The sequence below is a fragment of the Actinoalloteichus hymeniacidonis genome (assembly GCF_014203365.1).
Classification (GTDB): Bacteria; Actinomycetota; Actinomycetes; order Mycobacteriales; family Pseudonocardiaceae; genus Actinoalloteichus_A; species Actinoalloteichus_A hymeniacidonis.
Genome location: NZ_JACHIS010000001.1, coordinates 5,685,258 through 5,708,490 on the forward strand (window position 1 = coordinate 5,685,258; position 23,233 = coordinate 5,708,490).

The following is a 23,233-nucleotide window of genomic DNA, read 5'->3' on the forward strand; positions in this document are numbered from 1 at the left end:
CATAACAACACCCGAGGCGGATCGTGCCGATCCACGCCGAGGGAGTTCTGACCGGCCGCCGTTCGATCTCGCAGCCGAGGTGACCTGCTGAAGTGAACCGTCGATCATCCGGCCGGCGGGACATCGGCCGGGCCGACCGGCCGCTCTTCGGCGGACGACGGTGCTGTACTGCTGAGGGTGCATCAGCGGCGCGATGCCACCGATGCACCCTCGAAGATCAGTCTGCTGGAGCGGTGAGGACCCAGGGCCCGTCCTCGGTGATCGCCACGCTGTGCTCCCAGTGCGCGGCCCGAGAACCGTCGGCGGTCACCACGGTCCACTCGTCGTCGAGTTCCCTGGTCTGAGCCGTACCCAGCGTCAACATCGGCTCGATGGCCAAGGCCATGCCCACCTTGAGCTTCGGCCCACGGTTGGGCCTGCCATGGTTGGCGATGAACGGCTCCATGTGCATCTCGGTGCCGATCCCATGACCGCCGTAGCCCTCGACGATCCCGTACTCACGGTCGTCGCGTTCCGCAGCCTTGGTGGTGGCGACCTCGATGGCCCAGGAGACGTCCCCGAGGCGGTTGCCCGCCCGGACAGCCTCGATCCCCGCCAACATCGATAGGCGAGTGGCCTCCGAGAGCAGTGCGTCCGCCGCCGACTGGGTGCCGACCGGCACCGTCACCGCCGAATCGCCGTGCCAGCCCTCGAGGATCGCGCCGCAGTCCACCGAGAGCAGGTCGCCGTCGGCGAGCACCAGTTCCCGCGAGGGGATGCCGTGGACTACCTGCTCGTTGACCGAGGCACAGATCGAACCGGGGAAACCGTGGTAGCCCTTGAAGGAGGGCACCGCCCCCGCGTCCCGGATGAACTGCTCTGCGACCTCGTCGAGCTCGCCCGTGCTGATACCGGGGCGCACCTGCGCCGTGACCGCCTGCAGCGCCCCGGCGACGATGAGGCCTGCGGCCCGCATCGCCTCCAACTCGGCCTTGGTCTTGAGCTGGATGCCGTTGCCTCGTCGCAGCATGGAACTCAGCCGTCCTGCTTCGCGCGCAACGCCACGAGCGCACGTTCCGAGATCTCATCGACCGAACCGAACGCGTCGATCACGATCAGCCGGTCCCGGTAGTAGTCCAAAAGCGGTTCGGTGCTGGTGTGGTACACGTCCAGCCGCTTGCGGATCACCGTCTCGGTGTCGTCGGCGCGCCCGCGGGCCAGCATCCGGGTGACGACCTCGTCCTCGGGGATCTTGAACTCGAGCACGGCGTCCAGGCCCTGCTCGTCCTGATCCTTGAGGATTCCGGCCAGCACGTCGGCCTGCCCGATGGTCCTCGGGAAGCCGTCGAGCAGGAAGCCGTTGGCCGCATCCGGCTCGCTCAGCCGCTGGCGCACCATCTCGTTGGTGACCTCGTCGGGGACCAAGGACCCTTCGTCCAGGTAACGCTTGGCCTCGGTCCCCAATGGCGTCCGATTGTCGATGTTGGCACGGAACAACTCGCCGGTGGAGACATGAGGGATGCCCAACGTCGCACTCAGCACAGCGGCCTGCGTGCCCTTGCCCGCGCCAGGCGGGCCAACAAGAACCAGTCGCACTACTTGAGGAACCCTTCGTAATTGTGCTGCATGAGCTGGTTCTCGATCTGCTTCACAGTATCGAGACCCACGCCGACCATGATCAGCACTGCAGTACCACCGAACGGGAAGTTCTGGTTGTTCCCGTCGCCGGTGATACTCAGGAAGAAGTTGGGCAGCACCGCCACGATGCCCAAGTAAAGCGAGCCGGGCAATGTGATCCTGGACAGAACACGGCCCAGGTACTCGGCGGTCGGCTTGCCCGGTCGGATTCCTGGAACGAATCCGCCGTACTTCTTCATGTCGTCGGCGCGCTCATCCGGGTTGAACGTGATCGACACGTAGAAGTACGTGAAGAAGATGATCAACAGGAAGAACAGCGTGATGTGCACCCAGCTCGACTGAGGCACCAGGTACTCGTCGACGAAACGTCGCCACCAGTTGTCCTCGCCGGAGAGCTGCGAGAGCAGCTGCGGCAGGTAGAGCAGCGACGAACCGAAGATGACCGGGATGACGCCGGCCTGGTTGACCTTCAGCGGCAGATAGGTCGAGGTGCCGCCGTACATCCGGCGACCGATCATGCGCTTGGCGTACTGCACCGGGATACGGCGCTGCGCCTGCTCGACGAAACAGACCGCCACGATGATGGCCAGCGCGAACACACAGACGACGGCGAAGACGACGCCACCTGCGGACTGCAGGATGTTGCCACCCTCGGCCGGGATCCGGGCCGCGATGGAGGCGAAGATCAGCAGCGACATACCGTTGCCGATACCGCGCTCGGTGACCAGCTCACCCATCCACATCAACAGCGTGGCGCCTGCGGTCATCACCACGACGACCACGATGAGGCTGAAGATCGAGTCATCGGGGATGACCCGCTCGTTACAGCCCTGGAAGAGGGCGCCGGAGCGAGCAAGCGCGACGACGGTGGTGGCCTGCAGGACCGCGAAGGCGATGGTCAGGTAGCGGGTGTACTGCTGAAGCTTCGCCTGCCCCGCCTGACCCTCCTTGCGGAGTTGCTCGAAGCGCGGGATCACAACACCGAGGAGCTGAACGATGATGCTCGCGGTGATGAACGGCATGATGCCCAGCGCGAAGACCGACAGCTGCAGCAGAGCGCCGCCGCTGAACAGGTTGAGCAAGGAGTAAAGGTTCTGGTTCTCGCCCTGTTCGGCCAGCCTGAGGCACTCCTGGATGTTCGAGGAGGAGACCCCTGGCGACGGAACGTTCGCCCCCAGCCGGTAGATCACCACGATTCCGAGAGTGAACAGAATCTTGCGGCGCAAGTCCGGCGTAGTGAGAGCCGAGCGGAAGGCGCTGAGCACGCGTGACCTCCTCGGCGTCGTCGGGTTCTCATTCCGACGATCGGCATAGGCCGGCACGGTGCCGGCAGTACACGGGCCTGGCGCGCAGGCCAGGAACACTGCGTGCATTCAGGCACGAAGCGTGTGCCGACTCTAACAGCAGGGTGGTCATGCCCCACAAGGTGCGCGCGAGTATTGCGAGATGATCAGCTGTTCGGCTGCCCCGCATCGGCGTGTCAACCGCCGAATGCCAGCACCGGAAGGCGGTCAAGCGACGGCACTCAGGCACGCAATCGGCGCAAGGACCGCGCCTCGAAGATCATGCGGCAGCCGGACATGGGCTCTACGAACAGGCCGAATCCCCATCGGACACCCAAGGCGGGGTATGTCGTGCTGCGGGGCGGACAGCTTCCCGACCGCAGCACCATATTTCGCCCCTTCGAGTGATCGCCGTCGGGCATCCGGCTCCTCGCCCATCGGACCGACGGCGAGGGTCTGCGGCGAATCGACCGGAGAGGTCTCCGAGGCTGGACTCTGCTCCTCCTGCGGCCGACGGGCCGATCGAACAAGAGGACCGACGTGACAAGACGATCGAGTCCGATCAATTCCGAGTCGGCCCGATCGATCGTGGAACGGCCGAGCAGCCCTGTTTATCTGCACGAAGCTCACGACCGGGATAAAGATCCAATCGCCGGGTCTGGCGTAAACGGCGCCGCCGTTCCTCGCACCGCGCCCGATCTCTGCTGGCACGATCCCCGACGAGATCGAGCATGATCGGGATCGACGCACCTCGGACACCTGACAGCTTCCAGAACGCGCGGCAGCATCGCTGGTAGCCGCGTCGACCTACACGTGTCCGCCCCACACCCGTGCCGAGGAACGTGGTCGATGACGAACGGAACGACGCTGTCGATCATCGGAGCCCTACGCCATTAACGACCCCGGCGGCCGCTAATTCACCGCCTCGCATCCGGTGTCCGGGTTATTCGCCACTCTCTTTGCGGACGTCGAGCGTCGAATCTTCTCACTCGAATCGAATAACCCGGCGGCCGTCGACCAAATGCCATCGGGCCATGGGGAACTCGGACAATCAGCGGCACCACGCCCGGTCCGCCGCGTCGGCATCCGGACAGCGTATCGATGGGCGTCCCGGAAGCCCCACCGTGATCGGAACCTCGCTCGACCAGACCCTAAGAAGGCGAAGCACCCGGCCGAACCGGCTGTGGGCCGCAGGCGGCCAGGGAAGCCCGTGAGAACCAAAGCGGCCCGCAGGGAGAACCTGCGGGCCGCTTCAGGGTTGTCTGTTGCCGATCAGGCGGTGGTGGTGGTCCCACCGGCCGCCGTGATCTTCTCGATCGCGCTGCCGGAGAAGGCGCTCGCGGTGACGTTCAACTTCACGTCGCCGAGGTCGCCGTTGCCCAGCACCTTGACCAACTGGTTCTTCCGGACCGCACCCGCGGCGACCATCTCGGCGATGCCGATGGTGCCACCCTCGGGGAACAGCCGAGCCAGATCACCGATGTTGACGGGCTGGTACTCGACGCGGAACCGGTTCTTGAAGCCCTTGAGCTTAGGCAGCCGCATCTGCAAGGGCAGCTGGCCACCCTCGAAACCGGCCTTCACATTGCTCCGGGCCTTCGTGCCCTTGGTACCACGACCAGCGGTCTTGCCCTTGGAACCCTCACCGCGACCGACACGGGTCTTCGCGGTCTTGGATCCCGGGGCAGGCCGCAGGTGGTGAATCTTGATGGCCATAACGTCAGTTCACCTCTTCGACCTTCACCAGGTGACGCACGGTGTGGATCAATCCGCGAACCTGGGGAGTGTCCTCGCGCACGACTTCCTGGCGGATCTTGCGCAGCCCGAGGGTGCGCAGCGAGTCCCGCTGGTTCTGCTTGACGCCGATGCGGCTGCGAAGCTGGGTCACCTTGAGCTGAGCCATCGCCTCACACCCCCTGTCCGGCACGAGCCCGCAGCATACGAGCGGGAGCGACGTCCTCGAGCGGCAGGCCGCGACGGGCAGCCACCTCCTCCGGACGCTGCAGACCCTTGAGCGCGGCCACCGTGGCGTGCACGACGTTGATGGCGTTGTCGCTACCCAGCGACTTGCTCAGCACGTCGTGAACTCCGGCGCACTCCAGCACGGCACGCACCGGGCCACCGGCGATAACACCGGTACCGGGGCTGGCCGGCCGAAGCATGACCACGCCTGCGGCCTTCTCACCCTGGATGGGGTGAGTGATGGTGCCCGCGATCCGGGGAACACGGAAGAAGTTCTTCTTCGCCTCTTCCACACCCTTGGCGATCGCGGCAGGCACCTCCTTGGCCTTGCCGTAGCCGACGCCGACCAGGCCGTCGCCGTCACCGACGACTACCAGGGCGGTGAAGCTGAACCGACGACCACCCTTGACGACCTTCGCGACACGGTTGATCGCGACAACGCGCTCGATGTGCGGGGTTTTCTCTGGAGCCGCCCCGCCGCGGCCACCGTCCCGGCGGTCGCGGCGCTCGCCGCGCTCGCCACCACCCTCACGACGTGTGCGTCCTGGCATCAGACGGCCCTCTCGTTCCACTTGATCTTCTGCATATCTGTCAGAACTCCAGCCCCGCCTCGCGCGCCGCCTCAGCGAGTGCGGCGATGCGGCCGTGGTACTCGTGGCCACCGCGGTCGAAGACGACACCCTGGATGCCCGCGCTCTTGGCCCGGTCGGCGACCAACGCGCCGACCTTGGCCGCACGGGCCTTCTTGTCGCCGTCCAGCGCTCGGACGTCGGCTTCCAGCGTCGACGCCGAAGCCAGCGTCACGCCGGCCAGGTCGTCGATCACCTGGGCGACCATGTGCCGCGAGGACCGAGTGACGGCGAGACGAGGACGCTCGGCAGTGCCCGCGACCTTCTTCCGGATACGGAAGTGCCTGCGCGCCCTGGCCACCCGACGCACCGTGGAGACGTCCTTGCCAACGGGCTTGCGCTTGGCAACGGTGGTTGCAGTGCTCTCGCTCATGCTCACTTACCCGTCTTTCCGACCTTGCGGCGGATGACCTCACCCGCGTACCGCACGCCCTTACCCTTGTACGGGTCGGGCTTGCGCAGCTTCCGAATGTTGGCAGCAACCTCGCCAACCCGCTGCTTGTCGATGCCCTGGACCGAGAACTTGGTCGGGCTCTCGACCGCGAAGCTGATGCCCTCCGGCGGCGTGATCTTCACCGGGTGGCTGTAGCCGAGGGCGAACTCGAGCTCGCCGCCCTTCAGCACCACACGGTAACCAACGCCGTGGATCTCGAGCTTCTTCTCGTAGCCCTGGCTGACGCCGATGATCAGGTTGTTGACCAGCGTGCGGCTCAACCCGTGCAGTGCACGGCTCTTCCGCTCGTCGTCGGGGCGCTTCACCACAACCGCGCCGTCCTCCGAGCGCTCAGCGCTGATCGGCTCGGCAAGGGTGTGCGACAGGGTGCCCTTGGGCCCCTTGACCGTCACCAAGCGGCCATCGAGAGTGACCTCGACGCCGGAGGGCACGGTTACCGGCAGTTTTCCGATGCGCGACATTCCGATACCCCCTTTCTCACCAGACGTAGGCGAGGACTTCCCCGCCCACGCCCTGCTTGCCTGCCTGCCGGTCGGTCACCAGACCGCCGGAGGAGGAGATGATCGCCACTCCGAGACCGCCCAACACCTTGGGCAGGTTGGTCGACTTGGCGTAGACCCGAAGACCGGGCTTGGACACGCGCCGCAGACCCGCGATGCTGCGCTCGCGGTTCGGGCCGTACTTCAGCTCGACGACCAGGTTCTGGCACTTCTCACCCTGCTCGACGCGGTGCCCCGAGATGTAGCCCTCGCGCTTGAGGATCTCGGCGATGTTCGCCTTGAGCTTGGAGTGCGGCAACACGACCTCGTCGTGATATGCCGAGTTGGCGTTACGCAGACGAGTCAAGAAGTCTGCGATCGGGTCGGTCATGGTCATGGTGACCTGGTCAACCTTTCTCGCCCTGGTTCCCGGCCGGGTGGCCGGGCCTGGAGCGAACTGGAACGGTCAGTGTGCTGGTGCCTGTCGAACGCCGAGAAGGCGTCCGATCACCAGCTGGACTTGCGAACGCCCGGGAGCTCGCCCGCGTGGGCCATCTCGCGAAGGCACACCCGGCAGAGACCGAACTTGCGAAACACCGAGTGCGGGCGACCGCAACGCTGGCAACGGGTGTAAGCCCGCACCGCGAACTTCGGCTTGCGTGCTGCCTTGGCAACCAGCGACTTCTTAGCCATCGGTTCTCCTCGTCCTTATCCTCATCGTCCGCTGTCGGCGGACTTGAAGGGAAAACCGAGGTGCCGCAGCAGCGCCCGCCCCTCCTCGTCGTTGATCGCGGTGGTGACGACCGTGATGTCCATACCCCTGGGGCGGTCGATCGAGTCGGGGTCGATCTCGTGGAACATCGACTGCTCGCTCAGCCCGAAGGTGTAGTTGCCGTTGCCGTCGAACTGGCGGTCCGACAGGCCGCGGAAGTCACGGATACGCGGCAGCGCGATGGTCAGCAGCCGGTCCATGAACTCCCACATCCGGTCGCCGCGCAGCGTCGCCCTGGCGCCGATCGGCATCCCCTCACGCAGCTTGAACTGCGCGATGGACTTGCGGGCGCGCCGAACCTCGGGGCGCTGGCCGGTGATCGTCGCGAGGTCGCGGACTGCGGGCTCGATCAGCTTGCCGTCCCTGGCAGCGTCTCCGACGCCCATGTTCACGACGACCTTGACGATGCCGGGAACCTGCATCACGTTCGAGTAGTCGAACTGCTCGCGCAGGGCGGCGACGATCTCCTCGCGGTAACGGAGCTTCAGTCGGGGGACGATCTTCTCAGCAGTCGTCATGATCAGATGTCCTTACCGTTGCGGCGCGAGATGCGAACCCGACGCCCGTCCTCATCGGTCCGGTAGCCGACCCTGGTCGGAGTACCGTCCGAGTCCACCACCTGAACGTTGCTGACGTGGATCGGCGCTTCCTGGGTCACGATGCCACCGGACTGCGCGCCACGCTGGGTGCGGCTGATCTTGGTGTGCTTCTTGATGCGGTTCACACCCTCGACCAGGATCCGCGACGTCTGCGGGTAGGCCTTGATGACCTTGCCCTTCGCGCCCTTGTCCTTGCCTGCGATGACCACGACAGTGTCGCCCTTGTGCACCTTCATGATCAGAGCACCTCCGGAGCCAACGAGATGATCTTCATGAACCTCTTGTCACGCAGCTCACGACCGACCGGGCCGAAGATGCGCGTACCGCGCGGCTCGTTGTCGGCCTTGATGATCACTGCGGCGTTCTCGTCGAACCGGATGTAGGAACCGTCCGGACGACGGCGCTCCTTCACGGTGCGCACGATGACGGCCTTGATCACGTCACCACGCTTGACATTGGCGCCCGGGATCGCTTCCTTCACGGTCGCGACGATCACGTCGCCGATACCCGCGTACCGCCGCCCCGAGCCGCCCAACACGCGGATGCACAAGATTTCCTTGGCTCCGGTGTTGTCAGCGACGCGGAGCCGCGACTCCTGCTGAATCACGTCAACTCCTGACCTGCGTATTGCCCGCCGGATTTCCGACCCGACGGGCGCGGTCGTTGTAGTGGCTTGTAGTGGTCGGTCCAAGCCGACGGCCCAGACCCGACGCTACCGAACCCGTTTCACCGGGCTCGGCTTCGGCAGGCGACCACCCTGCCGAAGCGCCGTAGCCTAACTCGTTGCGACTGTCCTCGATCCCGCGCCGGTGGCACGGGCCTGGGACAGGGTATTACCTGGCCTTCTCGAGGATCTCGACGAGCCGCCAGCGCTTCGTTGCCGACAGCGGTCGGGTCTCCATCAGCAGGACCCGGTCGCCCACGCCTGCGGCGTTCTGCTCGTCGTGCACCTTGACCTTGGTGGTGCTGCGCAGAACCTTGCCGTACAGCGAGTGCTTCTTACGGTCTTCCAACTGCACGACGACCGTCTTGTCCATCTTGTCCGAGACGACGTAACCCTCGCGAACCTTGCGGTTGTTCCGCGTCTCGGTCTTCTGCTCGTTCTCGCTCATGCCGCACCTTCACTCGTGGTCGCGTCCGCCTGGTCCGGCGAGACGGACAAGCCCAGCTCGCGCTCACGCATCACGGTGTAGATCCTGGCGATGTCATGCCGCACGACACGCAGCCGACGGTTGTTCTCCAGCTGCCCGGTGGCCATCTGGAATCGGAGGTTGAACAGCTCCTCCTTGGCTTCCCGAAGACGCTGCACGAGCTCGCTCTCGGTGAGCTCACGCAGCTCGGCTGCGGTGCTGACCGCTGCCATCAGAACTCACCACCCTCACGTGTCACGATGCGGCACTTCATCGGAAGCTTGTGGATCGCGCGAAGCAGTGCCTCACGGGCCACGGTCTCGTTCGGGTAAGTCATCTCGAACAGCACCCGACCGGGCTTCACGTTGGAGATCCACTGCTCCGGCGAACCCTTACCGGAACCCATCCGGGTCTCAGCAGGCTTCTTGGTCAGCGGACGGTCCGGGAAGATGTTGATCCAGACCTTGCCACCACGACGGATGTGGCGGTTGATGGCGATACGAGCCGACTCGATCTGCCTGTTGGTGACGTACGCGGGCTCCAGAGCCTGGATCCCGTACTCACCGAAGGTGACCCGCGTCCCGCCCTTGGCGGCGCCGCCCCGGTCGGGACGGTGCTGCTTACGGAACTTGACCTTACGCGGGATGAGCACTTGTCAGCCCTCCGTCTTCTCGCCGGCCGCAGCCGTCGTCTTCTCCGCAGTCACGGCCTCGGCCGCGGCGCGCCCGGCCTCGGTGCCCGCTGCGGTCGTGCCAGAGGCACCGGAGCGACGACGGTTCGACCGGTCCGGCCGGTCCGCGCGGTCCCGACGCGGGGCCCGAGCCTCGGCAGCCGCAGCCTCGCGGGCCTTCAGGCCACCGACCAGCTCACCCTTGTAGATCCAGACCTTCACGCCGATCCGACCGAAGGTCGTCTTGGCCTCGAAGAATCCGTAGTCGATGTCGGCCCGCAGCGTGTGCAGCGGGACGCGACCCTCGCGGTAGAACTCCGAGCGCGACATCTCAGCACCGCCGAGGCGGCCGCTGACCTGCACCCGAATGCCCTTGACCTGCGGCGAGCGCATCGACGACTGCATCGCCTTACGCATCGCGCGACGGAAGGACACGCGGTTGGAGAGCTGCTCCGCGACGTTCTGCGCCACGAGCTGCGAGTCGGCCTCGGAGCCCTTGACCTCGAGGATGTTGAGCTGGATCTGCTTCTTGGTGAGCTTCTCGAGCTCACCGCGGATCCGGTCGGCCTCCGCGCCTCGGCGGCCGATCACGATGCCGGGACGAGCGGTGTGGATGTCGACGCGAACCCGGTCCCGGGTGCGCTCGATCTCCACCTTGGAGATGCCTGCCCGCTCCATGCCCTTGGAGAGCATTCGGCGGATCTTGACATCCTCCGACACATACTCGGCGTACTGCTTGTCGGCGTACCAGCGGGACTTCCAGTCGGTGGTGATCCCCAGCCGGAAGCCGTGCGGGTTGATTTTCTGACCCACTACCGGGCACTTCCCTTCACGCTGGACTTGCGAGCCCGGCCCGTGGCCTGCGGCCGGGACTCGACCTCGACGGTGATGTGGCTGGTCCGCTTGCGGACCCGGTACGCGCGGCCCTGAGCCCGCGGCCGGATGCGCTTGAGTGTCGGCCCCTCGTCCACGAAAATGCTGCTGATCCAGAGCGTCTCCGGATCGAGGTCGAGGTTGTTCTCGGCGTTGGCGATGGCGCTGGCAAGCACCTTCTCCACCGGCTCGCTGGCAGATTGCGGCGCGAACCGGAGCACGGCCAGGGCCTCCTGAGCGTGACGGCCCCTGACGAGATCGACCACGCGGCGCACCTTCATCGGCGTGGCGCGGACATAGCGGGCCCGCGCCACGGCGCGCGACGGCGTTTCCGCGCCTTCCTCCGGCGCCACAGCGTCGTTTCGGGCGTTCATCGCTGTTTCCCCTTGCTCTTGCTAGTCCGTGATTCTCGCGTCGATGCCCGCGTCAGCGGCGGCGAGACCTGCGGTCTTCCTTGACGTGACCCTTGAAGGTGCGGGTCGGGGCGAACTCGCCCAACTTGTGACCCACCATCGCCTCGGAGACGAACACCGGGACGTGCTTGCGACCGTCGTGCACAGCGAACGTGTGCCCGAGCATGTCCGGAATAATGGTCGAGCGCCGGGACCAAGTCTTGATCACCGTCTTCTTGCCAGACTCGTTCAGTACGTCCACCTTCTTGAGCAGGTGGTCGTCGACGAACGGGCCCTTCTTCAGGCTGCGTGGCATCCTTCACTCCCTCCCTGCTCAGCGCTTCTTGCCGGTACGGCGTCGGCGCACGATGAGCGAGTCACTTGCCTTACGACGGCGGGTACGGCCCTCGGGCTTACCAGCCGGGTTAACCGGGTGACGACCACCGGACGTCTTACCCTCACCACCACCGTGCGGGTGGTCGACCGGGTTCATGGCGACACCACGGACGGTCGGGCGCTTGCCCTTCCACCGCATCCGGCCAGCCTTGCCCCAGTTGATGTTCGCCTGCTCGGAGTTGCCGACCTCACCGACCGTGGCGCGACAGCGCACGTCCACGTTGCGGATCTCACCGGACGGCATCCGGAGCTGGGCGTAGGGCCCGTCCTTGGCCACCAGCTGCACGCTGGCACCCGCCGACCGAGCGATCTTGGCTCCGCCACCGGGCCGGAGCTCGATCGCGTGCACCACGGTGCCGGTCGGGATGTTGCGCAGCGGCAGGTTGTTACCCGGCTTGATGTCAGCCCGGGGACCGCTCTCGATCGCATCGCCCTGTCGCGTCTTCTCAGGCGCGATGATGTAACGCTTCTCGCCGTCTGCGTAGTGCAGCAGCGCGATGCGGGCGGTGCGGTTCGGGTCGTACTCGATGTGCGCGACCTTGGCAGGCACGCCGTCCTTGTCCGACCGACGGAAGTCGATCAGACGGTAGGCGCGCTTGTGGCCACCACCCTTGTGCCGGGTCGTGATCTTGCCGTGCGCGTTACGGCCGCCTCGGCCGTGCAGCGGACGGACCAGCGACTTCTCCGGCGTCGACCGAGTGATCTCGGCGAAGTCGGCCACGCTGGCACCACGACGACCCGGTGTCGTCGGCTTGTACTTGCGGATGCCCATGTCTGTGCAGTCCTCAGTCGTTCAGTCCGGTTCGGTCTGACCGCGTCACGCGGCCGGACCGCCGAAGATCTCGATCGGCTTGCTCTCCGGGTGCAAGGTCACGATCGCCCGCTTGGTGTCCTTGCGCTTGCCGTACCCGGTGCGGGTGCGCTTGCGCTTACCCTGACGGTTGAGCGTGTTCACGCTCGCGACCTTCACGCCGAAGACCTGCTCGACGGCGATCTTGATCTGCGTCTTGTTGGCGTCCGGCACCACCACGAAGGTGTACTTCTTGTCCTCGAGAAGGCCGTAGCTCTTCTCGGAGACGACCGGAGCAACCAAGATGTCGCGAGGGTCGGGGATCACTTCCCAGCCTCCCCATCTGAGTTGGACTCGGTAGCGTCGGCGATCTCGCCGGACCGTGCGGAGGCCTTGCCAGCCCGCCGGACCGAACCGGAGAGGAACCTCTCCATGGCCGCCTTCGTGAACACCAGGTCGTCGTTGACCAGCACGTCGTACGTGTTGAGCTGGTCGGGAGCGATCAGGTGCACGTCGGGAAGGTTGCGCAGGCTCTGCCACGCCAGCACGTCGTCGCGGTCGAGAACGACCAGCACGCGACGGGCCTCGGTGATGGTGCGCAGTGCCTGCCGGGCGAACTTGGTCGACGGCTTCTCGCCATCCACCAGCGAGGTGACGACGTGAATCTGTCCCTCACGGGCCCGGTCGGACAGCGCACCGCGCAGCGCGGCGGCCTTCATCTTCTTGGGCGTCCGCTGCGTGTAGTCGCGGGGCGTCGGGCCGTGCACGACGCCACCACCGACGAACTGCGGCGCACGAACCGAACCCTGACGGGCGCGGCCGGTGCCCTTCTGGCGGTAAGGCTTACGCCCACCACCGCGAACCTCGCCGCGGGTCTTGGTGTCGTGCGTACCCTGCCGAGCAGCCGCCTGCTGAGCGACCACGACCTGGTGCATCAAGGACACGTTCGCCTGGACGTCGAAGACGTCGGCGGGCAGCTCGATGCTGCCGTCGGCCTTGCCGTCCGGGGTCTTGATCTCAACGTTCGCGCTCATCAGACACCGCCCTTAGCAGCGCTCTTGACCAGCACGAGTCCACCCTTCGGGCCGGGAACAGCACCCTTGAGCAGGATGAGTCCGGCTTCCAGGTCGACCCGGTGCACGGTCAGGTTCTGCGTGGTGACGCGCACGTGGCCCATCCGACCGGCCATCCGAACGCCCTTGAAGACGCGTCCGGGGGTGGCGCAGCCGCCGATGGAGCCGGGCGAGCGGTGCTTGCGCTGAGTACCGTGGCTGGCGCTCAGACCTGCGAAGCCGTGCCGCTTCATGACACCAGCGGTGCCCTTACCCTTGCTCGTGGCCACGACGTCGACCAGCGTGCCCTGATCGAACACGTCGGCCGTCACCTCCTGGCCGACCTCGTAGTCGCCCGCGTTGCTGCTGCGCAGCTCCACCAGGTGCCTGCGAGGCGTCACCGTCGCCTTATTGAAGTGGCCGGTCTCGGGCTTGTTGACCTTGCGAGGGTCGATGGCGCCGTAGGCCAGTTGAACGGCTGAATAGCCGTCCTTCTCGTCGGTCCGGATCTGGGTGACCACGTTCGGATCGGCCTTAACGACCGTGACCGGTACGATCCGGTTGTTCTCGTCGAAGACCTGGGTCATACCAAGCTTGGTTCCCAGGATCCCCTTGATCTGCCTGTCAGACATGGGTCTCGTTATCTCCGCCGCTCTAGCGCCCGAATCACTGAATGTTGACGTCGACACTGGCCGGCAGGTCGATGCGCATCAGCGCGTCCACCGTCTTCGGCGACGGGTCGAGAATGTCGATCAGACGCTTGTGCGTGCGCATCTCGAAGTGCTCGCGCGAATCCTTGTACTTGTGCGGCGAGCGGATGACGCAGTACACGTTCTTCTCGGTGGGCAGCGGCACAGGTCCGACGACCCGAGCGCCGGTGCGCGTCACGGTCTCGACGATCTTGCGCGCGGACGCGTCGATCGCCTCGTGGTCGTAGGCCTTGAGCCGGATGCGGATCTTCTGTCCCGCCATAGTGGCTTGCCGTTCCTCTAATCTCGTGCCGCTTCTGACTAACACGCTGCGGTTGCCTCGCGTTGATCCCGACCTGGATCCTCCCGGCCCGTGCTGCTCCCCTGCGTAAGGAGACACCCTATTCAGGAAATAACACTGCCAGTCGTCACCGTCACCCGGTCCACGCGGTCGGGCGTGTCGCGCCCGATGCTCAGACCGATGCCAGTGACGTCATCGGTGGTTGGATCTTTCGACCCCGTGCACCCCGCATAGTCCCGAGAGTGGGACTCTGCGCCGGTACAACCCTCGGCCGACGCCGAACTCGAGGCGATCCTCAAGGGCTGCGGGCGCGGGGCGCCCGCGCCAGGACTCATCCCGGCACGAGCAACCCTGACAGGATGCCATACCCCGAGGTAGGGCTCCAAATCGGGGTGGGGGAGGCCCCTGAATCAGGAGCCTCCCCCACGGTGAGTCACTTGTTGATCTTGGTGACGCGACCCGCGCCGACGGTGCGACCGCCCTCACGAATCGCCAGCCGCAGACCCTCGTCCATCGCGATGGGCTGGATCAGCTCCACCGAGATCGACGTGTTGTCGCCGGGCAGGACCATCTCGGTGCCCTCGGGCAGGGTGACCACGCCGGTCACGTCCGTCGTCCGGAAGTAGAACTGGGGACGGTAGTTGTTGAAGAACGGCGTGTGACGGCCACCCTCATCCTTCGAGAGGATGTAGACCTCGGCCTCGAAGCTGGTGTGCGGGGTGTTGGAGCCCGGCTTGGTGACGACCATGCCGCGCTCGACCTGCTCGCGCTTGATGCCGCGGAGCAGCAGAGCGGCGTTGTCGCCCGCCTGGCCCTCGTCGAGGAACTTGTTGAACATCTCGATGCTGGTGACGGTCGTCTTCAGGGACTTCTCCTTGATACCGACGACCTCCACCTCCTCGTTCACCTTGACGATGCCGCGCTCGATACGGCCGGTGACGACGGTGCCACGTCCGGTGATGGTGAAGACGTCCTCGACCGGCATCAGGAATGCCTTGTCGATCTCACGCTCCGGCTCGGGGATGTTCTCGTCGACGGCGTCCATCAGCTCGACGAGCTTCGCGCCCCACTCGGCGTCGCCCTCGAGAGCCTTCAGCGCGGACACGCGCACGACCGGCAGGTCGTCGCCCGGGAACTCCTGAGCCGACAGCAGCTCGCGGACCTCCATCTCGACGAGCTCGAAGATCTCCTCGTCGTCCACCATGTCGGCCTTGTTCAGGGCGACAACGATGTAGGGCACACCGACCTGGCGGGCCAGCAGCACGTGCTCACGGGTCTGCGGCATCGGACCGTCGGTCGCGGCTACCACGAGGATCGCGCCGTCCATCTGCGCCGCACCCGTGATCATGTTCTTCACGTAGTCAGCGTGACCGGGGCAGTCGACGTGCGCGTAGTGGCGCTTCTCCGTCTGGTACTCGATGTGCGCGATCGAGATCGTGATACCGCGCTGCTTCTCCTCGGGCGCCTTGTCGATCGAGTCGAACGCCATCAGAGGGTTCAGGTCGGGGTACTTGTCGTGAAGCACCTTGGAGATCGCCGCGGTCAGCGTGGTCTTGCCATGGTCAATGTGACCGATGGTGCCGATGTTGACGTGCGGCTTCGTCCGCTCGAACTTCGCCTTCGCCACTGGTTTGTCCTCCTGGACTTAATCTTTCCGCCGCACGGACTGAGTTTGTGTGCTCGACGGTTTCGATTTTTGCCGCCCGTTCGAGGCGGCCGATGACATTTCCCCCTCGGAGAGCCCCGGAGCCAGGTCGGCCCCGGAGCTCTTACCGCTGGAGTTGCGTTGGCTGGTCGAGTCGCTCACCAAAGGTGAGACTCACTCACCCGTGGCCTTCGCGATGATCTCCTTTGCGACGTTCGCCGGAACCTCGGCGTAGGAGTCGAACTGCATCGAGTAGTTCGCACGACCCTGCGTCCTGGAACGCAGATCGCCGACGTACCCGAACATCTCCGACAGAGGAACGAGCGCCTTGACGACGCGTGCACCACTGCGCTCCTCCATGGCCTGAATCTGGCCACGACGGGAGTTGAGGTCGCCGATGACATCGCCCATGTAGTCCTCAGGGGTCGTCACCTCGACAGCCATCATAGGCTCGAGCAAAGCAGGAGATGCCTTACGAGCGGCTTCCTTCATCGCCATCGAACCCGCGATCTTGAAGGCCATCTCGGACGAGTCCACCTCGTGGTAGGCACCGTCGAGCAGGGTGAACTTCAACCCCACCAACGGGTACCCAGCCAGCACGCCGTACTGCATCGCGTCCTGACCACCGGCGTCGACCGACGGAATGTACTCCCTCGGAACGCGACCGCCGGTGACCTTGTTCTCGAACTCGTAGAGCGCACCGTCGGTGCTCTCCAGCGGTTCGAGCTTCACGATCACCCGAGCGAACTGACCGGAGCCACCCGTCTGCTTCTTGTGGGTGTACTCGACCTTCTCGATCGTCTTGCGGATCGTCTCCCGGTAGGCCACCTGCGGCTTACCGATGTTCGCCTCGACCTTGTAGTCGCTCTTCATCCGGTTGACCAGCACCTCGAGGTGCAGCTCGCCCATACCGGCGATGACGGTCTGACCGGTCTCCTCGTCGAGCCTGACCTGGAAGGTCGGGTCTTCCTCGGCGAGCTTCTGAATCGCGGTGCCCAGCTTCTCCTGGTCACTCTTGGTCTTCGGCTCGATCGCGACCTGGATCACCGGGTCCGGGAAGCTCATCGACTCCAGGACAACCGGCTTCTGCGCGTCGGCCAGCGTGTCACCGGTGGTGGTCTCCTTGAGACCGATCACCGCGTAGATGTGACCCGCCTGTGCCTCGTCGACCGGGTTCTCCTTGTTGGAGTGCATCTGGAAGAGCTTCCCGATGCGCTCCTTACGGTCCTTGGTCGCGTTGACGAGCTGCGTACCGGCGCTGACCTTGCCCGAGTAGACCCGGATGTAGGTCAGCTTGCCGAAGAACGGGTGCGCCGCGATCTTGAATGCAAGAGCGGAGAACGGCTCGTCGATGCTGGGCAGTCGCGTGGCCGGGGTCTCTCCGTCGGGCAGCAGGCCCTCCATCGGCGGGACGTCCAGCGGCGAGGGCAGGTAGTCGATGACCGCGTCGAGCATGGGCTGCACGCCCTTGTTCTTGAACGCGGAACCACAGAGCACCGGGTAGGCGAGCCGCTCGACCGTGAGCTTGCGGATGCCCGCCTTGATCTGCTCGAGGGTCAGCTCCTCGCCACCGAGGTAGGACTCCATAAGCGCGTCGTCGGTCTCGGCGACTGCCTCGAGGAGCTTCTCCCGGTACTCGGCGGCCTTGTCGGCCAGCTCCGCCGGGATCTCCTCGACCTCGTAGTCCTCGCCCTTCTGAACGTCGCCACGCCAGGTCAGCGCGCGCATGTTCACCAGGTCGATGACACCGGCGAAGTCGTTCTCCGCGCCGATCGGCAGCTGGATGACCAGCGGACGAGCGCCGAGACGCTCCTCGATCGTGCGCACGGTGAAGTAGAAGTCGGCGCCCAGCTTGTCCATCTTGTTGACGAAGCAGACCCGCGGAACCTCGTACTTGTCCGCCTGCCGCCAGACCTGCTCGGACTGCGGCTCGACGCCTTCCTTGCCGTCGAAGACCGCTACCGCGCCGTCGAGCACGCGCAGCGACCGTTCCACCTCAACGGTGAAGTCGACGTGCCCGGGAGTGTCGATGATGTTGATCTGGTGGTCTGCCCAGAAGGTGGTGGTCGCAGCCGAGGTGATGGTGATACCCCGCTTCTGCTCCTCCTCCATCCAGTCCATCGTCGCCGCGCCGTCGTGCACCTCACCGAGCTTGTAGTTGATCCCGGTGTAGAAAAGGATCCGCTCGGTGGTGGTGGTCTTGCCCGCGTCGATGTGGGCCATGATCCCGATGTTGCGGACCTTGGCCAGGTCGGTCAGCACGTCGCGTGCCACGAGAGTCTTCCCCGTTCCTGATCAGCTTGGACTAGCTGTCTTTAGGGGTGGCCGAAGGCCCGACAACAGCAGACACCCGGATCGTTGTCCGACCCGAGCGGCCGCCAAGATCGACGAGGTCGATCATGTCGGGCATCCTCGATCACCAGCGGTAATGCGCGAAGGCCTTGTTCGATTCGGCCATCTTGTGCGTGTCCTCGCGGCGCTTCACGCTCGCCCCGAGTCCGTTGCTCGCGTCCAGCAGCTCGTTCATCAAGCGCTCGACCATCGTCTTCTCACGGCGCTGCCGGGAGAAACCGACCAGCCACCGCAGGGCCAGCGTGGTCGAGCGGCTCGCCCGAACCTCGACCGGCACCTGGTAGGTCGCGCCACCGACACGGCGGCTGCGCACCTCTAGAGCGGGCTTGACGTTGTCGAGCGCGCGCTTGAGCGTCACGACCGGGTCCGTGCCGGTCTTCTCGCGACTGCCCTCGAGGGCTTCGTACACGATCTTCTCAGCCACCGAACGCTTGCCGTCGACCAGCACCTTGTTGATGAGCTGGGTCACCAGCGGCGAGGCGTACACCGGGTCGGAGATAAGCGGCCGCTTAGGGGCCGGTCCCTTGCGGGGCATGGTTAGCTCTTCTCCTTCTTCGCGCCGTAGCGGCTGCGGGCCTGCTTGCGGTTCTTCACGCCCTGCGTGTCAAGAGAGCCACGGATGATCTTGTAACGAACACCGGGCAGGTCCTTCACACGGCCGCCACGAACGAGCACCATCGAGTGCTCCTGCAGGTTGTGGCCCTCACCGGGGATGTAGGCCGTCACCTCGATGCCGCTGGTCAGCTTGACACGCGCGACCTTGCGCAGCGCCGAGTTGGGCTTCTTAGGGGTGGTCGTGTAGACGCGGGTGCACACACCGCGCCGCTGCGGGCTCCCCTTGAGCGCCGCGGTCTTGGTCTTGGTGACCTTGTCCTGGCGGCCCTTGCGGACCAGCTGCTGGATCGTGGGCATGGACCGGCTACTTCTTCCGTTCGCAACGTAAAGGTGCCCCTTTGAGCACCTCAGGCTATATGTGACCCTGGCGGGTCATGTCTAGGTCACGCGGCTGCCCCCCGTAACCCGAGGTCGGGCGTGTCGCCCGCCCACGCCCACAGGCATGAGACCTCGGCAACCCGGAAGACTTCCACCGTCCTGTGGTTACGGTGGCGATGAGCCAACGATCACAGACACACAGACCAGCCCAACACAAGTCGGGCCCAGGCAGCAAAGATACCCGCACCCACCAGGACGGGTCAAAACGGGGTCACTGGAGTGACGGTGTCGGGCACCTGCAGCCAGCTTAACGCGGATCTCGGGCGACAACCGAGTGATCCATGCCAGGCTGAACAGATGAGCGCGGAGAAGGACATCTGGAACTTCGAACCCAGCGAGGACCTGCTGCGCAGCCTCGACGACCTCTCACCGGAACGACGCCATGCGGCCATGGATCAGCTCAACCGAGGACGTGCTGCGATGGTCGCCGCCCGCGATGCGCTCCGAGACTCCGCGCGGGACATGGAACAGATGGTGCGGAACCTCCGACCGCTTCTTCAGGAGGCCGACACGGAGGACCGCCGAGAGGCGGTGCTGGACATGATGATGTGCGCTCAGCTCTCGGCCGAGGCAGCGTTGGCCCTGGTACGCGCCGACCCGAAGGCCTCCGCCGAGCACCAACGCTCCGTGGAGGAACACATCCGACGGCTGAAAGACCGGATGGATCGCCCCTGAAACTCGCGTCGTCAGTCCGCGAGCTGTCCGCGCAACAAGGCCACCGACTCCCGGTACTCGCTCGCCTTCGCGGTCAGCACGTCGATCAGACGTTCCCCAACCTCGATCGCCTCGGCGGTCGCCTGTGGGTCCTTCTCCCGCTCGCCATCGACTTCGCCTGCCCGCACCACCAAGTCGGAGTACGCCGCGATGAGGCTCTGGACTTCCTCGCCGAAGGTCAGTTCGCTCATCGCCCCAGCCTGCCGGCAGTCGCGACCGCCAGCTGGATACGACCTCGGTGATCTCGACGAAAGCCGGGAGGACACCCTCAGGTTGGGTGGCCGCCGCCACCCAACGCCGACCATCCGCCGTCCAGCCGAGCGAATCAGCGTGACCGCGGCCCCGGAGGGCCGTCGCCGACAGCCGCCGGTCTCCCCCAGCTCGGATCCACGTTGCGATGTAGCTGGCCTCGCCGCCGGCTGCCTGCCATTCGCGACGAAGCACCGCCCCGCAACGGCGGTTCATCACCCTGCAGACCTGCTCGACGCGCGGTCGATCGATTCGATGCGGCCGCGATCAGATCCACCCGCGGTCACGGGCTATCCGAGCGGCCTCGGCGCGAGACCTCGCGGAGAGCTTGGTCATGGCCGACGACAGGTAGTTGCGCACGGTCCCGGAGGACAGGTGTACGGAGCGTGCGATGTCCGCGCCACTGCGCGCATCGGCGACCATCGCCAACACCTCTCGTTCTCGGATCGTCAGCGGACACGCCGATTGCGCCAGTGAGTCCGCAGCCATGTCTGGATCGACGTAACGCCCACCCGAGTGGACCCGTCGGATCGCCTCGGCCAGTCGGGAGACCGGTACGTCCTTGGGCAGAAAACCGCGAGCTCCCACTTCCAAGGAGCGGCGCAGGACACCCGGACGAGCATGACGGGTGATGATCACGCACCGGGTGCTCACGCCCATCCCGGTGATGCGTTCGACCACATCGGGGCCCGGGACGCCCGGCATCTCGACGTCCAGCACGACGATGTCCGGAGACAGTTCCCCCACCAGCCGTAGGGCGGCGACACCGTCCGCAGCCTGGCCAACCACATCCAGATCAGGTTCCAGTGACAAGAGAGCGGCGACCGCATCCCGCGTCAGCTGCTCATCATCGGCGAGTACTACCCGGATCACCACGTGCCTCCCGTGCCTCCGTCGGGAAGCGACGCCTCGATGCGGAAGGTACCGGACGTTTCATCCGGATCGGCCGACAAGGCACCGCCCTGCTCGGCGAGCCTGCGTCGAAGACCTGCCAAACCCGTTCCGCTGCCATCGCTCTGCGGATCCGCAAGGCCATCGTTGATCACCACCAGCCGGGCGTACCCGCCGGATCGTTCGACCGTGATCCGGCAGTGTCCTGGCTCCGCGTGTCGCAACAGGTTCGTCGCCGCTTCACGTAGGACACGTCCGAGTAGCTGTCTTCCGGCGACATCGAGTTTGGTCGCGTCACCGACGACCTCGCACCCGATACCCGCCGAAGCCAACAAGGCGCGAACACTCTCCAGCTCGGTCACCAGGTCGGGCTCCTTGTTGGACCGGACCAGCGATCGGACGTCGGCCAGCGATTCACGAGCCAGTCGTTGCACCTCCGACATCTCGGCCTGTGCTCGCACCGGATCCGTCGGATTGAGCCTGGTGGCCAACTCTGCCTTCAGCGCCACCACCTCGAGAGTGTGGCCGAGCATGTCGTGCAGGTCTTCGGACATGCGTAACCGCTCCCGTTGCGCAGCGAGCTCGGCTGAGCTGCGCCGCTCGACCTCCAGCTCCATGGTCGAGCGCCAACTGGTCAGTGAACTCGGCTCGCCGTACACGGTGCCCGAGACCAATATCAAAGACAGCCCGCCCATGATGGCCAGCTCGAACGCCTCGATCCGAGGTTCTTGTAACAAGCCGATGGTCACCACCGAGATCGCGCTCACCACTCCTGAGCCAATGGCCACTGCCCGGGCGAACTGCGGTGGTCTGCCGATCGCCAGATCTGCCGCAGCGAACCCGATGAAGACGAACCACAGCCAACCCAGTTCGCCGTCCCCACTACCGACCACGCTCAGTAGGCCGGACAAGGCCAGCAGTGAAACGGTCACCGTCAACGGGATCGGCTCCGCAGGAGCGCGAAGTCCGCGACGTAGGCAGGACCAGTGCAGGACATTGAAGGCGAGAGAACCCACGGCGAGCGTCGCCGCAGTGACTCCGCCTTCACTCAGATTCAGAATCATCGCCACCGGCAGGGCGGCGGCTCCGAAAGCCGAGCCGACTACCGCCACCAGCGTGCGACGACGCAATAGTTCGAGCGGCGCGGCTGAGGTCATGGGCTCACCGTAGCCACCGAATCATCCAAGAGCCGCCGAACCGCCGAAGGTCATGACAACTGTCATGCCAGTCGCTGACAACTGTCATCAATACCGGTGACAGCTGCTACTACCAGCGGAAACATCGGCGGACAACCATGAACTGCATGAAACCGACAACGTCATCCGCACCGCGCCGACCACCGTCGGAGCGTCTTCGGCACCGCCCGACCAACGAATCCGAGGCGGTAATCCGCCTCGATGCGCTGAGTTTCCGCTATGGAGAATTCCTCGCGGTCGACCATCTCGATTTCGAGATTCGGCACGGCGAGATCTTCGCGCTGCTCGGTACGAACGGAGCAGGCAAGACGACCACGCTAGAACTGATCGAAGGCTTCCGTGCACCCTCCAGCGGAACCGTCCAAGTGCTGGGGCTCGACCCTCAGCGGCACCGACAGGCCTTGGCCGCCCGGACCGGGACCATGCTCCAGGAGGCCGGACTGATCAATGAGCTCACCGCGGCGGAGACCCTGCGAATGTGGGCGGGCCTGAGCAGTAGGACCGATCGAGTCGAGGCTGTTCTCGAGCTGATCGGCCTCGACGATCGGCAGGAGGTCGCCGTCGAGCGGCTCTCCGGTGGGGAGCGCCGCCGGTTGGACTTCGGGCTCGCGATCTGGGGCCGACCGCAACTGATCATCCTCGACGAGCCGAGCACCGGCCTCGACCCGGAGTCCCGACAACGGCTTTGGGCCACCGTGCGCAGCCTCCGCGAGGCGGGTTCCACAATCGTGCTGACCACGCACTATCTGAACGAGGCTCAAGCACTGGCCGATCGTGTGGCGATCATGCACCAAGGCCGGATCCAGGTGCTCGGCACGATGAGCGAACTGCTGGCTCGACACCCTGCTCGCATCGCAGCGACGTTGCCCGCGGCCTCAGGCGTCGCACTGCCTGCCCTACAAGGCCAGGTCGATCTGGCGCCCACCTCGGAGGGCCTGCGGCTCACCGTCGAGACCAAGTCGCTACAAGCCGATCTCGCAGCCCTGCTCCGCTGGGCAACCGATCACCACGTCGTGCTGGCCGATCTCTCCGCAGCCAACGCCTCGCTCGAAGAGATCTTCCTCCGAGTCGGCACCTCGTGACCAGCGATGCCACGCTGAATAGG

General features: G+C 65.5%; 33 protein-coding genes. 2 read left to right on the top strand and 31 right to left on the bottom strand.

Going from position 1 to position 23,233, the window contains the following annotated elements:
• Positions 1-217: 217 nt before the first annotated feature.
• The 28 genes from map to rpsL all read right to left on the bottom strand — a co-directional run bounded on the left by map (position 218) and on the right by rpsL (position 18,997).
• Positions 218-1,009 (bottom strand): type I methionyl aminopeptidase, encoded by a 792-nt coding sequence (gene map, locus BKA25_RS24115; protein WP_069846418.1) that lies wholly within the window; start codon positions 1,007-1,009, stop codon positions 218-220.
• 5 nt (positions 1,010-1,014) lie between these two features.
• Entirely contained in the window at positions 1,015-1,575 is a 561-nt protein-coding gene (locus BKA25_RS24120; RefSeq protein WP_069846417.1) for an adenylate kinase, read from the bottom strand.
• On the bottom strand, positions 1,575-2,882 hold the full coding sequence (gene secY / locus BKA25_RS24125; protein WP_069846415.1) for a preprotein translocase subunit SecY: 1,308 nt from the start codon (positions 2,880-2,882) through the stop codon (positions 1,575-1,577). The genes BKA25_RS24120 and secY overlap by 1 nt, the downstream gene beginning before the upstream one ends.
• Before the next feature lie 1,290 nt (positions 2,883-4,172).
• A complete protein-coding gene (gene rplO / locus BKA25_RS24130; protein ID WP_069846413.1) occupies positions 4,173-4,616 on the bottom strand; it encodes a 50S ribosomal protein L15 in 444 nt (147 codons plus the stop codon).
• Positions 4,617-4,620: 4 nt separating this feature from the next.
• A complete protein-coding gene (rpmD, locus tag BKA25_RS24135; protein ID WP_069846412.1) occupies positions 4,621-4,803 on the bottom strand; it encodes a 50S ribosomal protein L30 in 183 nt (60 codons plus the stop codon).
• 4 nt (positions 4,804-4,807) lie between these two features.
• Positions 4,808-5,413: a 30S ribosomal protein S5 gene (gene rpsE / locus BKA25_RS24140; protein ID WP_069846410.1), complete on the bottom strand. Its 606-nt coding sequence runs from the start codon at positions 5,411-5,413 to the stop codon at positions 4,808-4,810.
• Between the two features lie 40 nt (positions 5,414-5,453).
• The gene (gene rplR, locus BKA25_RS24145; protein ID WP_069846409.1) at positions 5,454-5,864 is read right to left on the bottom strand and encodes a 50S ribosomal protein L18; all 411 of its coding nucleotides are present in this window, start codon (positions 5,862-5,864) and stop codon (positions 5,454-5,456) included.
• A 2-nt stretch (positions 5,865-5,866) separates the two neighbouring features.
• Positions 5,867-6,406 (bottom strand): 50S ribosomal protein L6, encoded by a 540-nt coding sequence (gene rplF, locus BKA25_RS24150; RefSeq protein WP_069846407.1) that lies wholly within the window; start codon positions 6,404-6,406, stop codon positions 5,867-5,869.
• A 16-nt stretch (positions 6,407-6,422) separates the two neighbouring features.
• Entirely contained in the window at positions 6,423-6,821 is a 399-nt protein-coding gene (rpsH, locus tag BKA25_RS24155; RefSeq protein ID WP_069846406.1) for a 30S ribosomal protein S8, read from the bottom strand.
• Positions 6,822-6,931: 110 nt separating this feature from the next.
• Complete coding sequence (locus BKA25_RS24160; protein WP_084642464.1) at positions 6,932-7,117, bottom strand: type Z 30S ribosomal protein S14; 186 nt, start codon at positions 7,115-7,117, stop codon at positions 6,932-6,934.
• Between the two features lie 21 nt (positions 7,118-7,138).
• Positions 7,139-7,714 (bottom strand): 50S ribosomal protein L5, encoded by a 576-nt coding sequence (gene rplE / locus BKA25_RS24165; protein ID WP_069846404.1) that lies wholly within the window; start codon positions 7,712-7,714, stop codon positions 7,139-7,141.
• A gap of 2 nt (positions 7,715-7,716) precedes the next feature.
• Positions 7,717-8,031, bottom strand: coding sequence for a 50S ribosomal protein L24 (gene rplX, locus BKA25_RS24170; RefSeq protein ID WP_069846403.1), 315 nt, complete (start codon positions 8,029-8,031; stop codon positions 7,717-7,719).
• A 2-nt stretch (positions 8,032-8,033) separates the two neighbouring features.
• On the bottom strand, positions 8,034-8,402 hold the full coding sequence (gene rplN, locus BKA25_RS24175) for a 50S ribosomal protein L14 (protein ID WP_069846401.1): 369 nt from the start codon (positions 8,400-8,402) through the stop codon (positions 8,034-8,036).
• A gap of 226 nt (positions 8,403-8,628) precedes the next feature.
• Entirely contained in the window at positions 8,629-8,907 is a 279-nt protein-coding gene (rpsQ, locus tag BKA25_RS24180; RefSeq protein ID WP_069846399.1) for a 30S ribosomal protein S17, read from the bottom strand.
• Complete coding sequence (gene rpmC, locus BKA25_RS24185; protein WP_069846398.1) at positions 8,904-9,158, bottom strand: 50S ribosomal protein L29; 255 nt, start codon at positions 9,156-9,158, stop codon at positions 8,904-8,906. Before rpmC ends, rpsQ begins: the two co-directional genes overlap by 4 nt.
• Positions 9,158-9,577, bottom strand: coding sequence for a 50S ribosomal protein L16 (gene rplP / locus BKA25_RS24190; protein WP_069846396.1), 420 nt, complete (start codon positions 9,575-9,577; stop codon positions 9,158-9,160). Before rplP ends, rpmC begins: the two co-directional genes overlap by 1 nt.
• A 3-nt stretch (positions 9,578-9,580) precedes the next feature.
• Entirely contained in the window at positions 9,581-10,408 is an 828-nt protein-coding gene (gene rpsC, locus BKA25_RS24195) for a 30S ribosomal protein S3 (RefSeq protein ID WP_069846394.1), read from the bottom strand.
• Positions 10,408-10,842 carry a 50S ribosomal protein L22 gene (gene rplV, locus BKA25_RS24200; RefSeq protein WP_069846392.1) on the bottom strand — a complete coding sequence of 145 codons (435 nt, stop codon included), beginning with the start codon at positions 10,840-10,842 and terminating at the stop codon, positions 10,408-10,410. Before rplV ends, rpsC begins: the two co-directional genes overlap by 1 nt.
• 52 nt (positions 10,843-10,894) lie before the next feature.
• Positions 10,895-11,176, bottom strand: coding sequence for a 30S ribosomal protein S19 (gene rpsS / locus BKA25_RS24205; RefSeq protein WP_069846391.1), 282 nt, complete (start codon positions 11,174-11,176; stop codon positions 10,895-10,897).
• An 18-nt stretch (positions 11,177-11,194) separates the two neighbouring features.
• Positions 11,195-12,028, bottom strand: a complete 834-nt coding sequence (gene rplB, locus BKA25_RS24210) for a 50S ribosomal protein L2 (protein WP_069846389.1) — start codon at positions 12,026-12,028, stop codon at positions 11,195-11,197.
• 45 nt (positions 12,029-12,073) lie between these two features.
• Positions 12,074-12,373 carry a 50S ribosomal protein L23 gene (gene rplW / locus BKA25_RS24215; protein WP_069846387.1) on the bottom strand — a complete coding sequence of 100 codons (300 nt, stop codon included), beginning with the start codon at positions 12,371-12,373 and terminating at the stop codon, positions 12,074-12,076.
• Positions 12,370-13,080, bottom strand: coding sequence for a 50S ribosomal protein L4 (rplD, locus tag BKA25_RS24220; protein ID WP_069846386.1), 711 nt, complete (start codon positions 13,078-13,080; stop codon positions 12,370-12,372). The genes rplW and rplD overlap by 4 nt, the downstream gene beginning before the upstream one ends.
• A complete protein-coding gene (rplC, locus tag BKA25_RS24225) occupies positions 13,080-13,730 on the bottom strand; it encodes a 50S ribosomal protein L3 (protein ID WP_069846384.1) in 651 nt (216 codons plus the stop codon). Before rplC ends, rplD begins: the two co-directional genes overlap by 1 nt.
• A 34-nt stretch (positions 13,731-13,764) precedes the next feature.
• Complete coding sequence (gene rpsJ, locus BKA25_RS24230) at positions 13,765-14,070, bottom strand: 30S ribosomal protein S10 (RefSeq protein WP_016698486.1); 306 nt, start codon at positions 14,068-14,070, stop codon at positions 13,765-13,767.
• A 451-nt stretch (positions 14,071-14,521) separates the two neighbouring features.
• Positions 14,522-15,715, bottom strand: coding sequence for an elongation factor Tu (gene tuf, locus BKA25_RS24235; protein WP_069846382.1), 1,194 nt, complete (start codon positions 15,713-15,715; stop codon positions 14,522-14,524).
• Positions 15,716-15,907: 192 nt separating this feature from the next.
• The gene (gene fusA, locus BKA25_RS24240) at positions 15,908-18,007 is read right to left on the bottom strand and encodes an elongation factor G (RefSeq protein ID WP_069846380.1); all 2,100 of its coding nucleotides are present in this window, start codon (positions 18,005-18,007) and stop codon (positions 15,908-15,910) included.
• A 142-nt stretch (positions 18,008-18,149) separates the two neighbouring features.
• Entirely contained in the window at positions 18,150-18,620 is a 471-nt protein-coding gene (gene rpsG, locus BKA25_RS24245; RefSeq protein ID WP_069846378.1) for a 30S ribosomal protein S7, read from the bottom strand.
• A 2-nt stretch (positions 18,621-18,622) separates the two neighbouring features.
• Complete coding sequence (gene rpsL, locus BKA25_RS24250; protein ID WP_069846376.1) at positions 18,623-18,997, bottom strand: 30S ribosomal protein S12; 375 nt, start codon at positions 18,995-18,997, stop codon at positions 18,623-18,625.
• Positions 18,998-19,375: 378 nt separating this feature from the next.
• On the opposite strand from rpsL, the gene BKA25_RS24255 reads away from it, so the two are divergent.
• On the top strand, positions 19,376-19,753 hold the full coding sequence (locus BKA25_RS24255; RefSeq protein ID WP_069846375.1) for a hypothetical protein: 378 nt from the start codon (positions 19,376-19,378) through the stop codon (positions 19,751-19,753).
• Between the two features lie 11 nt (positions 19,754-19,764).
• Here BKA25_RS24255 and BKA25_RS24260 read toward each other — a convergent pair whose 3' ends face one another.
• The 3 genes from BKA25_RS24260 to BKA25_RS28530 form a co-directional block, all read right to left on the bottom strand.
• On the bottom strand, positions 19,765-19,983 hold the full coding sequence (locus BKA25_RS24260; RefSeq protein WP_069846373.1) for a hypothetical protein: 219 nt from the start codon (positions 19,981-19,983) through the stop codon (positions 19,765-19,767).
• 325 nt (positions 19,984-20,308) lie between these two features.
• Positions 20,309-20,914: a response regulator transcription factor gene (locus BKA25_RS24265; protein ID WP_069853227.1), complete on the bottom strand. Its 606-nt coding sequence runs from the start codon at positions 20,912-20,914 to the stop codon at positions 20,309-20,311.
• Positions 20,911-22,089, bottom strand: a complete 1,179-nt coding sequence (locus BKA25_RS28530) for a sensor histidine kinase (RefSeq protein ID WP_069846371.1) — start codon at positions 22,087-22,089, stop codon at positions 20,911-20,913. The genes BKA25_RS24265 and BKA25_RS28530 overlap by 4 nt, the downstream gene beginning before the upstream one ends.
• Before the next feature lie 146 nt (positions 22,090-22,235).
• Between BKA25_RS28530 and BKA25_RS24275 the strand changes: the two genes are divergently transcribed.
• Positions 22,236-23,210 (top strand): ABC transporter ATP-binding protein, encoded by a 975-nt coding sequence (locus BKA25_RS24275; protein WP_084642463.1) that lies wholly within the window; start codon positions 22,236-22,238, stop codon positions 23,208-23,210.
• Positions 23,211-23,233 lie beyond the last annotated feature (23 nt).

Excerpts from the sequence above, each read along its gene's own strand:
- rplF (WP_069846407.1), bottom strand. The coding sequence starts at position 6,406 with ATGTCGCGCATCGGAAAACTGCCGGTAACCGTGCCCTCCGGCGTCGAG.
- rplR (WP_069846409.1), bottom strand. The coding sequence starts at position 5,864 with ATGAGCGAGAGCACTGCAACCACCGTTGCCAAGCGCAAGCCCGTTGGC.
- rplD (WP_069846386.1), bottom strand. The coding sequence starts at position 13,080 with ATGAGCGCGAACGTTGAGATCAAGACCCCGGACGGCAAGGCCGACGGC.
- rplO (WP_069846413.1), bottom strand. The coding sequence starts at position 4,616 with ATGGCCATCAAGATTCACCACCTGCGGCCTGCCCCGGGATCCAAGACC.
- rpsG (WP_069846378.1), bottom strand. The coding sequence starts at position 18,620 with ATGCCCCGCAAGGGACCGGCCCCTAAGCGGCCGCTTATCTCCGACCCG.
- rplC (WP_069846384.1), bottom strand. The coding sequence starts at position 13,730 with ATGTCTGACAGGCAGATCAAGGGGATCCTGGGAACCAAGCTTGGTATG.
- rpsQ (WP_069846399.1), bottom strand. The coding sequence starts at position 8,907 with ATGAGCGAGAACGAGCAGAAGACCGAGACGCGGAACAACCGCAAGGTT.
- rplE (WP_069846404.1), bottom strand. The coding sequence starts at position 7,714 with ATGACGACTGCTGAGAAGATCGTCCCCCGACTGAAGCTCCGTTACCGC.
- BKA25_RS24160 (WP_084642464.1), bottom strand. The coding sequence starts at position 7,117 with ATGGCTAAGAAGTCGCTGGTTGCCAAGGCAGCACGCAAGCCGAAGTTC.
- map (WP_069846418.1), bottom strand. The coding sequence starts at position 1,009 with ATGCTGCGACGAGGCAACGGCATCCAGCTCAAGACCAAGGCCGAGTTG.
- BKA25_RS28530 (WP_069846371.1), bottom strand. The coding sequence starts at position 22,089 with ATGACCTCAGCCGCGCCGCTCGAACTATTGCGTCGTCGCACGCTGGTG.
- rpmC (WP_069846398.1), bottom strand. The coding sequence starts at position 9,158 with ATGGCAGCGGTCAGCACCGCAGCCGAGCTGCGTGAGCTCACCGAGAGC.
- rplV (WP_069846392.1), bottom strand. The coding sequence starts at position 10,842 with ATGAACGCCCGAAACGACGCTGTGGCGCCGGAGGAAGGCGCGGAAACG.
- rpmD (WP_069846412.1), bottom strand. The coding sequence starts at position 4,803 with ATGGCTCAGCTCAAGGTGACCCAGCTTCGCAGCCGCATCGGCGTCAAG.
- rpsS (WP_069846391.1), bottom strand. The coding sequence starts at position 11,176 with ATGCCACGCAGCCTGAAGAAGGGCCCGTTCGTCGACGACCACCTGCTC.
- rpsE (WP_069846410.1), bottom strand. The coding sequence starts at position 5,413 with ATGCCAGGACGCACACGTCGTGAGGGTGGTGGCGAGCGCGGCGAGCGC.
- BKA25_RS24275 (WP_084642463.1), top strand. The coding sequence starts at position 22,236 with ATGAAACCGACAACGTCATCCGCACCGCGCCGACCACCGTCGGAGCGT.
- rplX (WP_069846403.1), bottom strand. The coding sequence starts at position 8,031 with ATGAAGGTGCACAAGGGCGACACTGTCGTGGTCATCGCAGGCAAGGAC.
- rpsH (WP_069846406.1), bottom strand. The coding sequence starts at position 6,821 with ATGACCATGACCGACCCGATCGCAGACTTCTTGACTCGTCTGCGTAAC.
- BKA25_RS24260 (WP_069846373.1), bottom strand. The coding sequence starts at position 19,983 with ATGAGCGAACTGACCTTCGGCGAGGAAGTCCAGAGCCTCATCGCGGCG.
- BKA25_RS24255 (WP_069846375.1), top strand. The coding sequence starts at position 19,376 with ATGAGCGCGGAGAAGGACATCTGGAACTTCGAACCCAGCGAGGACCTG.
- rpsL (WP_069846376.1), bottom strand. The coding sequence starts at position 18,997 with ATGCCCACGATCCAGCAGCTGGTCCGCAAGGGCCGCCAGGACAAGGTC.
- rpsJ (WP_016698486.1), bottom strand. The coding sequence starts at position 14,070 with ATGGCGGGACAGAAGATCCGCATCCGGCTCAAGGCCTACGACCACGAG.
- rplB (WP_069846389.1), bottom strand. The coding sequence starts at position 12,028 with ATGGGCATCCGCAAGTACAAGCCGACGACACCGGGTCGTCGTGGTGCC.